This is a genomic window from Dyadobacter linearis (assembly GCF_907165045.1).
GTDB classification, from domain to species: Bacteria; Bacteroidota; Bacteroidia; order Cytophagales; family Spirosomataceae; genus Dyadobacter; species Dyadobacter linearis.
Genome location: NZ_CAJRAU010000013.1, coordinates 23303 through 36822, shown reverse-complemented (window position 1 = coordinate 36822; position 13520 = coordinate 23303). Strand labels below are relative to the sequence as shown.

Annotated in this window: 16 protein-coding genes; 2 read left to right on the top strand and 14 right to left on the bottom strand. The window is 46.4% G+C overall.

Annotated features, from left to right (window positions below):
• Positions 1-53 precede the first annotated feature (53 nt).
• On the bottom strand, positions 54-1022 hold the full coding sequence (locus tag KOD92_RS26500) for a ThuA domain-containing protein (protein WP_406566182.1): 969 nt from the start codon (positions 1020-1022) through the stop codon (positions 54-56).
• A gap of 157 nt (positions 1023-1179) precedes the next feature.
• Here KOD92_RS26500 and KOD92_RS26495 point away from each other — a divergent pair, with 157 nt between their 5' ends.
• A complete protein-coding gene (locus tag KOD92_RS26495; RefSeq protein ID WP_215236631.1) occupies positions 1180-1743 on the top strand; it encodes a maltose acetyltransferase domain-containing protein in 564 nt (187 codons plus the stop codon).
• Between the two features lie 15 nt (positions 1744-1758).
• Here the strand turns inward: KOD92_RS26495 and KOD92_RS26490 are convergent, their stop codons facing one another.
• The 6 genes from KOD92_RS26490 to KOD92_RS26465 all read right to left on the bottom strand — a co-directional run bounded on the left by KOD92_RS26490 (position 1759) and on the right by KOD92_RS26465 (position 5859).
• Complete coding sequence (locus KOD92_RS26490) at positions 1759-2424, bottom strand: DNA alkylation repair protein (RefSeq protein WP_215236630.1); 666 nt, start codon at positions 2422-2424, stop codon at positions 1759-1761.
• 64 nt (positions 2425-2488) lie between these two features.
• On the bottom strand, positions 2489-3052 hold the full coding sequence (locus tag KOD92_RS26485; RefSeq protein WP_215236629.1) for a DUF4256 domain-containing protein: 564 nt from the start codon (positions 3050-3052) through the stop codon (positions 2489-2491).
• Positions 3053-3164: 112 nt separating this feature from the next.
• On the bottom strand, positions 3165-3554 hold the full coding sequence (locus tag KOD92_RS26480; RefSeq protein WP_215236628.1) for a DoxX family protein: 390 nt from the start codon (positions 3552-3554) through the stop codon (positions 3165-3167).
• 6 nt (positions 3555-3560) lie between these two features.
• Positions 3561-4043: an SRPBCC domain-containing protein gene (locus KOD92_RS26475; RefSeq protein ID WP_215236627.1), complete on the bottom strand. Its 483-nt coding sequence runs from the start codon at positions 4041-4043 to the stop codon at positions 3561-3563.
• A gap of 7 nt (positions 4044-4050) precedes the next feature.
• Complete coding sequence (locus KOD92_RS26470; protein ID WP_215236626.1) at positions 4051-4374, bottom strand: ArsR/SmtB family transcription factor; 324 nt, start codon at positions 4372-4374, stop codon at positions 4051-4053.
• Between the two features lie 225 nt (positions 4375-4599).
• A complete protein-coding gene (locus KOD92_RS26465) occupies positions 4600-5859 on the bottom strand; it encodes a hypothetical protein (RefSeq protein WP_215236625.1) in 1260 nt (419 codons plus the stop codon).
• Positions 5860-6040: 181 nt separating this feature from the next.
• Between KOD92_RS26465 and KOD92_RS26460 the strand changes: the two genes are divergently transcribed.
• Positions 6041-6682 (top strand): hypothetical protein, encoded by a 642-nt coding sequence (locus tag KOD92_RS26460; RefSeq protein WP_215236624.1) that lies wholly within the window; start codon positions 6041-6043, stop codon positions 6680-6682.
• A gap of 23 nt (positions 6683-6705) precedes the next feature.
• On the opposite strand, the gene KOD92_RS26455 is transcribed toward KOD92_RS26460, so the two are convergent.
• The 7 genes from KOD92_RS26455 to KOD92_RS26425 all read right to left on the bottom strand — a co-directional run bounded on the left by KOD92_RS26455 (position 6706) and on the right by KOD92_RS26425 (position 13492).
• A complete protein-coding gene (locus tag KOD92_RS26455; RefSeq protein ID WP_215236623.1) occupies positions 6706-8874 on the bottom strand; it encodes a cation:proton antiporter in 2169 nt (722 codons plus the stop codon).
• A 16-nt stretch (positions 8875-8890) separates the two neighbouring features.
• Entirely contained in the window at positions 8891-9448 is a 558-nt protein-coding gene (locus KOD92_RS26450; protein WP_215236622.1) for a hypothetical protein, read from the bottom strand.
• 125 nt (positions 9449-9573) lie between these two features.
• Positions 9574-10227: a VTT domain-containing protein gene (locus KOD92_RS26445; protein WP_215236621.1), complete on the bottom strand. Its 654-nt coding sequence runs from the start codon at positions 10225-10227 to the stop codon at positions 9574-9576.
• 176 nt (positions 10228-10403) lie between these two features.
• Positions 10404-10796, bottom strand: coding sequence for a GreA/GreB family elongation factor (locus tag KOD92_RS26440; RefSeq protein WP_215236620.1), 393 nt, complete (start codon positions 10794-10796; stop codon positions 10404-10406).
• An 82-nt stretch (positions 10797-10878) separates the two neighbouring features.
• Positions 10879-11220 (bottom strand): hypothetical protein, encoded by a 342-nt coding sequence (locus KOD92_RS26435; RefSeq protein WP_215236619.1) that lies wholly within the window; start codon positions 11218-11220, stop codon positions 10879-10881.
• Between the two features lie 62 nt (positions 11221-11282).
• Complete coding sequence (locus KOD92_RS26430; protein WP_215236618.1) at positions 11283-12260, bottom strand: hypothetical protein; 978 nt, start codon at positions 12258-12260, stop codon at positions 11283-11285.
• Positions 12261-12406: 146 nt separating this feature from the next.
• Positions 12407-13492, bottom strand: coding sequence for a calcium:proton antiporter (locus tag KOD92_RS26425; protein WP_215236617.1), 1086 nt, complete (start codon positions 13490-13492; stop codon positions 12407-12409).
• Between the last annotated feature and the right edge of the window lie 28 nt (positions 13493-13520).

Genomic DNA, 13520 nt, shown 5'->3' with positions numbered 1-13520 from the left:
GTGCCCACAAAAAAGAGGATCTGATTTGTTCAGATCCTCTTTTTGCATTCCTGCTATTGGTCGAATTTTCGCTGACTGACTTTGTCCTCTGTTGGAAAATCTTTCGGTATCGGAATATCCACTTTGCCGGTAGCCGCCCATTGAGTGCCGCGTTGCAGACAGGTGATAAAACCGACGCATTCCACTGAGTAATCAGCGTGACCAAGCGCCATGTGGAAGATCCGGCCTTTTCCGTACTGGACAGTCAGCAGCATTGGCTCATTGCGGTCGGTACCATTATTAGTTTTGGGTGAAAAAGCTGTGGCCAGTATCTGCATGTTTTCGGCAGGGCCACGCAGGCGGTCGTATAATTCGTCTTTGCTGTGCAGCCATTTTTCGGGCATCCCTTTTGTGATCGGATGTTTAGAGTCTCTTACAGTAATCACAAACTCCGCCTGCGCACCATGCGAGCCCGCTTTTCCCGGCTGGGTATCGCGGATCAGCTTATTATTTTGATCATAATATACATACGGACCATCTTTTTCAGTCCGGTCGCCCCAGCCGCCTAATCCGATCATCTGATTATAGGCTGGCCATTTCGGGAAGGAATTATTAGCTGCGTGAATGACAACCAGGCCGCCGCCGTTCTTCATAAATTTCTCAAAATCCTGCTGAGCCGCCGCCGACCAGGGTGCGGCATTCCACCCGAAATTGCAGATCACCACATCGTAGTTCGCAAATTTGGGATGAAATGCAGAATCCATTTTTGGCTCTTTCAAAGGCTGGGTTTCCGGACCGCCTTTTACCGGGTATTGTGCAGCCCATTTGTCGCCCTGCCAGGTGTAGCGCGTGCGCTGAATATCAACCGTGAATTTTTTGGTTTGCTCGAGATCATATTTCATCATCGCCGTGATCTTGGGCCACTGTTCGTGGTTGTTTTGCCCGTCAACGATCAAGACCCGCAAAGGCGACTTCTGCGCGACGGAGATATTTCCCAAACCTGCCAGAATGAGTAAGAAAACGAAGAATTTTTTTGCTATCATCATATACCTTCGATACATAAAATTGGGAACTGTGATTAAAAACGTCTTATGCAAATGAAAGGCATTTAGATAAAAATCTCCTCAAAAATCACCTGTTCTTCTCGCGACGTTTTCGTTAGTTTTTCGATCCTTTGGGAATTATCACTATTATTAAGGCATGAAAACTGAAAAAGAAAAGATGCTTGACGGAGAGCTGTATCTCGCTCTCGACCCAGAATTAACCGAAGAACGGACGCGGACGCGCCTGCTGCTTTTGGAACTGAATAATGGTCGTGAAGATGAACCGGAGAAAAGAGCCGAACTTCTGAGACAGCTGATTCCGAATGCAGGTACCGACCTTTGGTTGCAGCCCCCATTTTATTGCGATTATGGCAGCAATATGATCGTAGGCGACCGGGTTTTCTTTAATTTCAATTGTGTTGTACTGGATGTTACTTATGTCAAAATAGGCAGCCGGACGTTGTTTGGGCCGAATGTGCAGATCTACACTGCTACGCATCCTATTGACGCGGTAACCCGCGCTTCCGGTGTCGAATTTGCGAAACCGATTACCATCGGAGAGGATGTTTGGGTTGGTGGAAGCGCAGTAATTAATCCCGGCGTGACCATCGGCGACCGTACCATTATCGGTGCCGGGAGCGTAGTAACAAAGGATATTCCGTCCGATGTATTTGCCGCCGGAAACCCCTGCCGCGTAATTCGTTCACTGATTCCTGAGTAAGCAACTTGCTGCGTGTCAGACTTGTCTGCTCACAATTTCCCTGATCCAGATTGGCGCAAAAGGGGAGGTGCAGCCTTTTGAAACGGGATAATCCCTGAAAATGCCGAGTCGCTCGCCGATTTCAATGGCGCGGCTGCGGTGCTCGGGAAAATGGATGCCGATGTTGGCGAGTGTATTGTTCATAGTCCACTGTACTTCCCGGGCCGCTTTGGGCATTTCGGCTTCCAGTCTGTCGAGCAGCGCGGGAAGGTTTAGCCTGTCGGGGTTCCGGGAAACGCAGCCGCTTGTCAGGCTCCATCCGGCGCGGGCCAGCATTACATTCTTCGAATTCATCCACCCTTCCCGAAGTGATTCATTATCAGCATAATCCTTTACCACGTAGGAATATAGCCAATCCGCTACCTGCGTGTAGGGTTCAGACGCAACCATTTCTGTCAGTTCTTCCTTCGATAGTTTGGCCGGTTTGATAATCAATGTAGCCAGCAGGCGTGCGTCGATATTCTCTGTTTTCCAAAGTTCCAGTGCGAGCGCGTGATCCGTTTTGATCTTTTTTGCAACGGTACGGATATCACCCATTTTGAGGCCGAACTGATTCGAACGTGCACCATGTTTCGTATTAAACTCCCGCATCTTTTCACTGCCGAGCGATTCAAGTTGGGTCAGGGTTTCGGATAAGGTCATCGGGTTTTGCGGTCTTACTTGTTCTGGTTATCGGTTAATTATGAAGGCTGGTTGCCGGGCGTTTTTATACTTTTAACAGGCCGCGAAACCCTCGTGCGGCGTAGTAGGAGTCGGCGCCGTTGTGGTAGATAAAAACCCGGCCGAACCGACGGTCACCGAAAATTGCGCCACCCAATTTCCTGATATTCGCCGGTGTTTGCAGCCAGCTCGAAGTTTTCAGGTCGAACTCGCCCAGTTGTTGCAAGTCAATGTATTGTTCTTCCGTCAACATTTCAATTCCCATTTCGGCAGCTGCGTCCATGGCGGTGTTTTCTGGCTTATTCGCTTTTCTGGATTCCCAGGCAGCGCGATCGTAGCACCAGCTTCTGCGTTCCTTCGGCGTTTCTGCGGAGCAATCGCAGAATAGAAATTCATCCGTTTTTTGATCGTATCCGATCACATCCGGCTCACCGCCAGTGACTTCCATTTCATCGAGTGCCCAAAGCTTATCCGGCTTAGCTTCCAGCTTTTCCTGCACTTTCGCCCAGTCGATACCTTTGTGGCGATTCTTATTTTTCTCAAAACGGGTTCTCAGAGTTTCAATAAGTTCGGCGCTCTGCTCAGAAGATAACTGTTTCTTATTTTTCATGATCGGATAAATATTAGTGCAAATTCGTGTATTCGTGGCGTGAATTTTTGCCACGAATGCACGAATACACACGAATTTAGAGTACAAGTCAATTATGTTTGGATTTTACCTTCTAGTACTGCCTGTTAACCGGCAACAATTTTCGGTCAGCGGGTCTGAAATACCAGGAGATTACGGTCAATACCAACAACAATACCGGCCCGAAAAACTCCTTGGCACCGTCGCCCGCGGCAATGTGGGAAAAGATAGCTCCCGACATAGCGATGAAAAAGCCTGCGTAAGCCCATTCCTTCACTAATGGAAATTTCGGCACGAGTACGGCGATTACTCCGAGCATTTTCCAAACCCCGAGAATGGTCAGGAAGTAGAGCGGGTAACCCAAATGCGTCATCAGATCCACTTCTTCTTTCAGGTGGATCAATTGTACAATTCCGCTCGATACCATACCCAAACAGAGCCAAACCGTAGCGACCCAATAGATGATCTTATTTCTTCTAGACATAACCGGCTATTTTAAATTTTTTACAACTTCCTGTAATCTGTTATGCGCCATATTCAGACCTTGTGCAAAAGGCATTTGCAACATTTGGTCCCGGAGTTCTATCGATTTGTAGACGATTTGCATAGTTAATTTACTTGTTTGATCGGTTAGTTTTTCAAATTCCAGAAATTCAAGTTGTACGGCAAATTGCATCCCCGAACCGGAAGTATTTTCCATTTCGAATGTGCGTGTGATTTTCTCATTCCGAACAAATTCCGGAAAAACGCCATTTGCTCGAAACACAACATTTCCTTGCGTATCAGATGTTTCGAACTGGTAAACGCCGTGTTTTCTACTTTCCAGTTTCAGCACTTTTGTTCCCATCCATTGCGCAAAAATTTCCGGCTCTTCGTACGCTTTAAATAGCAGCTCCAAAGGCAGGTCAAACTCCCGTGTAATAATAATTTCCTGTCGACCGTCTTCTGCGTGGACTTTCGTTTTTCTTTCCATTCATTAGCTATTTTTCAGATTTATAATTCTTCATAATTGCTTCCAACTTATTGAATCGATCGTCCCACATATTGCGGAATGGTTCTATAAAATCGGCTACCTCTTTCATCTTTTTCGCATTGATGTGGTAATACACTTCCCGGCCGCTCTGGTGCTGTTGCAGCAATTCACATTCGGTCAGTATCTGTAAATGCTTGGACACCGTGGGTCGGGCAGTATCAAAATTAGAAGCGATTGCACCGGCTGTTAATGCTTGTGAAGCAACCAGCATCAATATCGCCCGCCTCGTAGGATCGGCAATCGCTTGAAAAACATCTCGTCTTAAATTCATTATGTAGCTATTTGACTACGAATATATGTGTAGCTATTTGACTTCGCAAATTTTTTTGCTTGTTTTTTGAGGAGCAGTGGGCATTTACCCTAAATCCCTGAAGGGACTTTTGCGTTTCTCTTGCAAGTAACAACGATTAGCCCCCTCCCAGGGGGTTGGGGTAGCATTTTTCATTTACCCTAAATCCCTGAAGGGACTTCTTCGATTCTCTTGCAAGTAACATGATTAGCCCCCTCCCAGGGGGTTGGGGGTAACATCCCTCACTACCTCAACCAGCAACCATACCAACAAAAAATTCCGCAGATTCAATATGACGATCATGAGCAACTTCATTTCGATCAGCCCATAATATTGGCCGGGGAAAATGATTATTGTTAGCATTAATGCAAATGCGAAAAGGAGGTAACTTTTTTTATTACAGAAAGGAATCAGGGGTAATAGCCAGACAAGATATTGAGGAGAGAATACTTTATTTAATAAGATGAAAAGTAGCGTCTGTAACAGAAGTACCTGACTTAATGTCTGCATTGCGACTTTTCCGCTACGTTTCGTTTCCCGCATAAAAACCCGGATAATGAAGCAAAGCATTGCTACGAAAGCGACCGGCGTGAGAAACTTTACAATTTGCAAAGCATAACCCGACCAGGCGCTTTCTAAATGGAAGGCGCCGTAATTATGGATGATCTGAATATCCAGCATTCCGGCTTTTTGAAATAATAATAAAATACCACCCGCTACACTTTCCAGGTGAATACCTCGCAATAAATGGTTGCTCAGAAAATCATCGATCGCATTATTTCCTATCCAGAAAAATGTAATTATAATGAGCAGTAGAATAAAAGTGAACCCGGCTGCATGAACGAATAACTTTCGGTAAAGTCGATTAAATAAATAATATAAGCCCAGGACAGGAAGCATCACCAATGCGTACAATTTTGTAGCGATGGAAATCATCATAGCTGAGCCCGAGATAAACGGTTTTTTAGCTATGTAATACAATGTTAGTGCGGTTAAAAAGGCAGGAAACGGATCGAAACGGAACAGGAAGATAGGTAGGGACAGCAGCAATAATCCGAGATATTTATATGCAATGATCCGATGATTCTTTTTTTCTATTTCAGCAATCAGGTATCCTGCTGAAAGTCCGAGTGCTAGGTTTTGTATTGCAAACCATAATATATATCCATTCAAACTGCCGGAAAAAATGCGGTTTAAAAATTCGGGTATGACGACGGGAATGAGCGCCAAGAGTGGATATTCAATTTGAAAATCCCGATAAGGAACCTGCCCGTCGAGTATTTTGGAAGCGGCACCATAATACAATGTTAGATCCGTAAAATGGCTTCCGTGCCTGGCATATAGGTAGTACATTTCGAGCACCAGATATACCAGGACAAAAAATGCTAGGGGATATTCAAGTGGCGAAAATTTTGCATTCTTGAAACGCCTTAGCCAGTTACCCGAGGGATTATCAATGTTTGCCATGCTTTTGAAATTGCGCTAAATATAGCGACTGACCTATTTCAAACTTGTTATTGATCAGCGTTTTTTTGCTATCTATTTAAAAATAGTGCATTGCGCAAAGTAGGAGCAGGCAGCATATTGGTTTAAGTAAGTGTCTATTCGTCAGACGTTCCCTGGTTATTTACTACAAACATTCGATCCCATGAAAAAGCACCATTCCTTTGCATGTATTATGTTTTTTGCAATGCTCGTATTTGGCTGTGCCGAGCGGGAAGTTGGCACTCAAAATACGAAGCTGAATAAAGAAGAAGTTTATAATCTGATGTTACTCCGGACCCCTTTTTATGTGTCGGCGGCAACGAGGGAAAGTAGTAGCGGAACGGAGGATCTGATGCTGGACACGTTGTCCAGGATTTACCAAAACAATGTATTTTTCGTTTTTTATGAAGATTATGTCAACTTTTATGCCGGTACGCCTACTCAGAATGACACGATTCCTGCGACCGCGCGCGCATTTACATTAAACTCCCGGATCTCACTTCCTACCAATATTACCCACAAATGGGATGATGAAAAAGGCACGGTATCCCTAAAATTCTCGGGTGTTTCCAGCTATTTTCCAATGCTGCGCGATAATCAAAGCGCCTATCTCGACACAGAGAATTTTAACCTGACAGAATCCTATAATCCAGCTTCCGGCGGTGTGCCTCCCAGCATGAAATTCATTTCGAAAGAAAATGATCCAAAGTTGGGAGAGGTTACCTATACTTTTACACTAAAACCGATGTGGATGTATTACAAAGACCCTAGTCAGCAGGTTTTTGCAAACTACGTCGTCTATTGATCCGGGGGGCAGGCGGAGAACGCTTATTTATCAGCCAGCATTCGTCGCAGGTATTTCGCCGCTTTGCCCAGGGAGCCTAATTTTTCTGACAAAGTATCGATCAGCGCGCTGTCTGCCTGCTCAATGTCATTCATATTAATACCCGATTCAAGCTGTTTCGGATAGATCAGGATCAGGCTTTGCTGGTCAAACCTTGTAGAAAGATAATAGGGCAGCTTTTCGAGTTGAGAAAGGTAAGACGGAGATCCTTTTCTTGCCGAAATAATTACAAAAAGGTCGTCGATCCTGAGTTCTCGCGAGAAGATCAGGAAATCGTCCCAATCTGTAAAAACAGTGAAATGTGCCTCGATAGCGCCACTTTTTCGCGCAATAGCACTTCTGGTAAATTTGATCGTTTGTGGGGAAGCGTAGAAATGAATAGGCATGGAACTCATCCGGGACAACGCTACCAATTTGCCCAGCCAATGTAAAAAGCCGGGCTCGTTGCTGGCCGCAGGCGGTATTGCCACGACGATCCGGTTGAGCGTATTGAAAGGTTGCGCCGGTTTGTAAATATAAATGGTTTCAAATACCCGCTTAACAATGTTCTCGATCTTCGGACCCAGAAACGTTTTGTGGTCGGTTTCCTGATGCAGCCCGATCACAACATCGGTAATATGCTGTTCCTTAATCGTGTACGTAATTCCATTGCTGATATTCGTATCGTAGCGTGTTAACGGTACCAGTAGATTTTCGGATGAGCTGGCGTGGGCGACGGCTTTGTTCAGGATCTTTTTACCGTGTGAGGCAGAGTCATTTTTCTGATCTTCGTCCGTCACAATATGCAGCCCGTAGAGTGGCACCGCGCTGTGTTTGGGTTTCAGCATGATCCCAAAATCGATCATATCCGAGATCATATCGGGGTAGGATAGGGATACCAATATTTTCTCGTCGCTTAGCGCGTCAGTCTCGGCTGAGGCTTCTTCCTCCTGGGCCAGCGCCAGTTTTTTCGAAGCTTTTTCAACCACAAACGAACTTACCCCGCAGCTGACCAGGATCAGGACGATCGTTCCGTTCAGTACGTCTTCATTCAGCAGGCGGATCGGCTCGCCAAGAGCAGTTTCTCCGACAATGATATTGTAACCGACCAGGATAATCGCCAGGGTTGCGGCTGCGTGAGAAGAACTTAAACCAAATATCATTAACCCTTCATCCGAGGAGAGTTTGAATACCTTCTGCGTGATCCAGGCAGCGAGGTACTTACTCGCGAGTGCGATCAACAGGATAATACCCGCCACTTTCAATGCGCCCCAGCCTTTTACCAACACACTGACATCGACCAACATACCCACGCTGATCAGGAAGAAAGGAATAAAAAGTGCATTGCCGACAAAGTCAATCCGATTGTTCAATGCGGAGGAATGCGGGACAAATCTATTCAGCACCAAACCTGAGAAAAACGCGCCGATGATCGCTTCAACTCCCGCCAGCTCAGCAAGAAAAGAGGCGAGAAAAACCATCGCCAGCACGAAAATGTATTGGGATATACTATCGTCAAAACGCCTGAAGAACCAGCGGCAGATAATTGGGAACAGGAGCAGGACAACCAGAAGAAAAACGACGAACGAAAATCCCAGCCTGAACCAGAATGCGGGTGAAACATCCCCTTTTGACATACCGGCAACACCGGCGAGAATAAGAAGTGCGAGAATATCGGTGATCATCGTACCGCCGACGGTCATATTGATCGCCCGGTTGCGGGTTACGCCGTATTTGCTGGCAATAGGGTAGGAGACCAGTGTGTGGGTCGAAAACATACTGGCCAGTAAAAGGGACGATAGAAACCCGTAGCCCAGAATATAGTAACCCGCCAGCGTGCCGGAAACGAGCGGTAGTACGAACGTTAATAGTCCGAAAACGGCGATTTTGTTCTTGTTTTTCCGGAATTCGGCCAGGTCGATTTCCAGTCCGGCGAGGAACATGATATAGAGTAGCCCAACGGTACCAAAGAGCACGATACTGCTGTCCCGGCTAAGTACATTCAGTCCGTAAGGCCCCACGATCACACCGGAAATAATGAGCCCAATAATGTGCGGAACCTTGATCCTGTTGAACAGGATCGGTGCAAAGAGGATTATAAAGAGCACCACCGAAAAGATGATGACCGGATTTTTAAGGGGTAGTGAGAGATCGAGTAGCAGTAAAGAAATCATACGCACATGTTTAGATTCATTTCTGCCTTTCAGCAGTCAGGGAATAGCGGATCTTGCAATCGGTGCGATCCACTTCGCGGGTCCCTTCCAGCTTTTTGTCTTTTAATTCCAGCCGCACGCGCATCACCGATTCTGAGCCCGGCTGACCATTTGAAGCTTCCAGCCTCATTTGGGAGAAAGAACCGTTGTAGATGCGGGAGAGTTCGCTGCCGGTGAAAGCATTTACGACCAATGCATTGTTTTGGTAAGAAATTTCCCAGGTTTCCGTCTTGGAATCGCCTATTGCCGAGCCGCTGCAACTGGTTTCGGTGCATCGCATTTTCACGACCCATTTGCCCGTAATAGCCTGTGCCTGGATGGAATCCGTCGTAACGGTAGAGTCTTGCTGCTGCTTTTTCTTTTTTTCAAGCAGTTCTTTTTCGAGCAGCGTCAGCTGCTGTTGCCATTCCATCAGTTTTTGTTCTGTGCTGGCGATCTGCGCTTCCCGCTGTGCCAGCTTTTGCTCCTTTTCCTTGTAACCGCAACCTTGCGTGAAAGCGGTAAATACCAGAAAAAATAGGGTCCATCTTTTCATCTGCGTCCGGATTTTAAATGCATAAGGTAATCGAATAAAGCCGAAATGTCCGGGTTAAACAAAAAAACATCTGGTGTCCAAAAGCGGAACCAGATGTCGGGTAAGGGTTTATAAGAAAAATCTGTTTATGCCGGGCTAAGATTTTTTCTGAAAAATTGCCAGATGATCGGCAATACAGACATAAGGATAATGCCCATGATCACTTTCTCGAAATTGTCCCGCACAAGCGGAATACTGCCTAAAAAGTAACCTGCTACCGTAAGTCCGATCACCCAAAGCATTCCGCCAATCACATTGTATTTGAAGAAAACACGATAATCCATCACAGCTATTCCCGCAACAAATGGGGCCAAGGTGCGTACAATAGGCACAAATCTTGCGATCACGATCGTCGACGGACCGTATTTTTCATAAAAGCTATGCGTATGAGCTACGTGCTCCGGCTTGATCACCGGCCTGCCAAACAGCTTCGTCCGGAGCGCCTGCGTGCCGAAACGTTTTCCCAACAGGTAATTACAGGTATCGCCCAGTATTGCAGCAATCAACAACAAGCCGATGATCAGCCAGATATTGAGCGACTCCGAATACTTCGCGGCCATCATACCAGCCGCGAAAAGCAGCGAATCACCTGGCAGGAAGGGCATTACCACTACACCGGTTTCAATAAAAATGATGAGAAACAGGACCAGGTACGTTAACGCGCCATAATCTTCAATGATCCGGCCGAGATGCTGGTCCAGGTGCAGGAAAATGTCCGCTATTTGATTTAATAATTCCATTTGATTGATTATAAGGCAATTGTCAATACGCAGAATACAATGTAAACTGAAATCAGCGCCAGGGCACAAAGCATCACGAAGAGCAAGTTATTCCGGCGTCTATCTTTGTCACTTTCTGTTACCACGGTTTCCATTGGTTTGTAGTTTAGTTTAAATAATCCCTGAGGCTCCCGGCCTCACACGGCACTCTGTATCACATCCAGTACTTTAAACCTTTTCAGCCCGGCGGGCATTTTCCACTCCACAGTTTCTCCCTCGCAAAGCCCGATCAGCGCAGCACCCATGGGTGTCAGCACAGATATTTTCTTTTGCCGGATATCCGCGTAAGCCGGCATGACGATGGAGAATTCCATCACCTTGTTCGTCACCAGTTCCTTCACAGTCACCTGCGAATTCAGCCGGATGCTTTTGGCGGGCAGCTCATCGTTTTCTACTACAATAGCCCGGTTGAGCTCGTAGGATAGAGACATTTCATTGACATTGGTCCCCGAAAAATTTTCGGCGAACTGTTTCAGCATCCGGAAATCTTCTTCACAAAGTATGACGTGGTTTTTCTGATTATTATTCATGATTTTGACTGTTTAAAAAACAAAAAATTCCCCGGCTCGCGTCCGGGCGGGCAGGGTAGGTAAACGAGAAGAGTTATTAGAATTAATGAATGGAGCCTATTGCCGACCAGACTTGCTGTACGAAGAGCCTTTCCTGACGTGAGACACCTTCCTGTCCTTTTGCGACGCGGTTCAATATGTTCAGGAACCGCCTCTTGGTCAGTTCATTAAGCGTGACAGACTGCCTCAACTGCTGACCCGGCGTTTGTCCGAGAATGGTCATATTTTCCTGGATAAAATGCGCATATACCGGGAGATCCGACTGCTTACCAATGCTATTATCCGCGTCTGCGCTAGAAATTTGCTTGTTCCTGAACACGTCGTCGACTTTGGACAATGCTTTAACAATCGTAGCCAAGCCCTTGGATATAGGTGTTGAATGCATCGGAAATCAGATTTATGTTGATGAATCTAGTCTGTGTCTTTTAACTAACTAATATTTTGATTTTAAGCAAAATAGCTGGTAGCCAGCTGATGAAAAACCTTCTCGTCCAGCTTGTAACGGTCATTCAGCGTCAGGCTGCTGCGGGCGTTGAACAATGCGTAATTCACTGCATTATAGATGAGCCAGTAGGAAGTATCCGTGCCCAACATCCGTTCTTCAAGCCTCAACCTTTCATGCGCCTGCTTGGCCAGCTGCACGGGTATCGGCAATTTTTTGAACAAATTCTCATCCGTTCTGCCTACGGTTTTTTGTTGAAAATGTTCGTAAATGGTTGCTGTTAAAGTCGTTTCCGGCCTGATCTGTTTCGACAGCAAATCGTACAACTGCTTCTGAAAAAGCTCGGGCGTTTGCTTGGCATGATGCATTTTCCGGACTTCCTGATTCTTTTGCGCGTCTTTCGGCTGTGCATTCTTTGCATTCGCAGGCTTCTTCTTATCCTTTGTGTGGGGTTTCAAAAGCCAGTCCTGGTAGGCGGGCAGCTCGCCAAAAGAATCGGCCCAGCCCATCAGTCCATTTTTGCAAATGTCTCTGTATAAGCTGCTTGCCGGTGTCAGATCCTGATTGAACATCGCCGTAAAAGTCTGTCCCTGCACGCTGAACGGGGTTTTACCATTATAGCTGTTTGTCAAAATCAGACTCCTTTGCAATTTTTCCTTTCCTATTGAAAGTTCGCCGGGCAGAATGATATTGATACTGAACTCACCCGTTTTCGTATGCTTGATTTCGACACTATACCTGTTACCAAAAAGCTTGTCGACCACTTCGCGGATCAGAATATTGGGAACGATCGTATAGTCGGCGCTCTGAATGCCGAATATCGTTTTCCGACCACCCACCGGCTCACCTACAACCAGCTGCTGTCGATCAGTAGCCATAATATCATATTCAGGCAACAGGTCTGAAAGCCACACCGGATTGACCGGGTAACATATATCATCCCATTGATCTGAGAAGAGAGGCTGTGCGCTGATGTAAGTCATTTTCTACTTTTATTTTTACAGTTGTAAATTTACAGGTATAAAAATGAATTTCAAAATTAAAAATGCTTTTCCCGAGAAAGCTCAATTTGTGAATCTATTTTAATTTGTAAATGGCTGTAAAGTAGCTGCTTAACGAAAATTTGCTGCTATGGAACAATCGTGGTAAACAGATACACGGCGAACAGTACGAGCAAAACAACGCCCTGCATAATGGTCGTCCGGCCGGTTCCAAAAGATAATACCACCGTGAAAAGCGATAAGATCAGGAGCAATGTCGATTTCGTGTCGATGCCGAGGGTGATATTTAGTCCCGTAAAAATCGAAACCATGGCTACTACCGGAATCGTGAGACCGATGCTGGCCAATGCAGAGCCCAATGCAAGATTTAGACTGATCTGCAACTTATTCTTCCGCGCAGCGCGAACCGCCGCGGTTCCTTCCGGCAATAGGATCACAGCTGCCACGATCACACCTACAAGTGACTCCGGCGCACCAAGATCGATTACTCCCTTCTCAATGGCAGGGGCCAGCATTTTTGCAAGTAACACTACCGCCACCAGGCAAACGAGCAATAGTAGCGTACTCAAAATCGCATCCTTATTGGCAGGCGGCTCTACGCCCAGTTCGTTCGTAGGAATACTGTCCTCGGGAAGGAAATAGGCGCGGTGCGTGATTGTTTGCACCATCACAAATGTGCCGTAAAGAACGAGTGAAATCACTGCCACAAATATGAGCTGACTGGTATTGTAAAGCGGTCCAGGTACGCTGGTGGTGTAGTTGGGCAATACCAGTGTAAGGATTGAAATGGCAGTAAGGGTGACCAATGCAGCACTTACGCCGAACCTGCCGAACTTCTGTTCCTGATATTTGACGCCGCCCACGAGCAGGCACAAACCGATGATTCCCGTTAGAATGATCATGATAGCCGCAAAAACAGTGTCGCGTGCCAGCGCAGCAGTTTCCGCTCCGCCTGAGAGCATCAGGGAAACGATCAATGCGACTTCTATAATGGTGATTGCGACGGCGAGTACCAATGTCCCGGCCGGCTCGCCCACCCGGTGGGCGATTACTTCGGCGTGATGTACAGCGGCCAGAACAACCGAGATCAGTGCGGCGGCGAGGAGGAAATTGTATGCGCCGCCGATTTGGAGAACTTTATTCAGGTAGTAAAGAACCCACGCGATGAGCGGACTCAGTAGTGACCAGATTGGCTGGGAAAATCTTAATTTCATAGATGTGTTGAACGAATTTTTTACTAAC

Bases quoted from the DNA above. Each gene is read 5' to 3' on its own strand.
- KOD92_RS26500 (WP_406566182.1), bottom strand. From the start codon at position 1,022: ATGATAGCAAAAAAATTCTTCGTTTTCTTACTCATTCTGGCAGGTTTG.
- KOD92_RS26495 (WP_215236631.1), top strand. From the start codon at position 1,180: ATGAAAACTGAAAAAGAAAAGATGCTTGACGGAGAGCTGTATCTCGCT.
- KOD92_RS26490 (WP_215236630.1), bottom strand. From the start codon at position 2,424: ATGACCTTATCCGAAACCCTGACCCAACTTGAATCGCTCGGCAGTGAA.
- KOD92_RS26485 (WP_215236629.1), bottom strand. From the start codon at position 3,052: ATGAAAAATAAGAAACAGTTATCTTCTGAGCAGAGCGCCGAACTTATT.
- KOD92_RS26480 (WP_215236628.1), bottom strand. From the start codon at position 3,554: ATGTCTAGAAGAAATAAGATCATCTATTGGGTCGCTACGGTTTGGCTC.
- KOD92_RS26475 (WP_215236627.1), bottom strand. From the start codon at position 4,043: ATGGAAAGAAAAACGAAAGTCCACGCAGAAGACGGTCGACAGGAAATT.
- KOD92_RS26470 (WP_215236626.1), bottom strand. From the start codon at position 4,374: ATGAATTTAAGACGAGATGTTTTTCAAGCGATTGCCGATCCTACGAGG.
- KOD92_RS26465 (WP_215236625.1), bottom strand. From the start codon at position 5,859: ATGGCAAACATTGATAATCCCTCGGGTAACTGGCTAAGGCGTTTCAAG.
- KOD92_RS26460 (WP_215236624.1), top strand. From the start codon at position 6,041: ATGAAAAAGCACCATTCCTTTGCATGTATTATGTTTTTTGCAATGCTC.
- KOD92_RS26455 (WP_215236623.1), bottom strand. From the start codon at position 8,874: ATGATTTCTTTACTGCTACTCGATCTCTCACTACCCCTTAAAAATCCG.
- KOD92_RS26450 (WP_215236622.1), bottom strand. From the start codon at position 9,448: ATGAAAAGATGGACCCTATTTTTTCTGGTATTTACCGCTTTCACGCAA.
- KOD92_RS26445 (WP_215236621.1), bottom strand. From the start codon at position 10,227: ATGGAATTATTAAATCAAATAGCGGACATTTTCCTGCACCTGGACCAG.
- KOD92_RS26440 (WP_215236620.1), bottom strand. From the start codon at position 10,796: ATGAATAATAATCAGAAAAACCACGTCATACTTTGTGAAGAAGATTTC.
- KOD92_RS26435 (WP_215236619.1), bottom strand. From the start codon at position 11,220: ATGCATTCAACACCTATATCCAAGGGCTTGGCTACGATTGTTAAAGCA.
- KOD92_RS26430 (WP_215236618.1), bottom strand. From the start codon at position 12,260: ATGACTTACATCAGCGCACAGCCTCTCTTCTCAGATCAATGGGATGAT.
- KOD92_RS26425 (WP_215236617.1), bottom strand. From the start codon at position 13,492: ATGAAATTAAGATTTTCCCAGCCAATCTGGTCACTACTGAGTCCGCTC.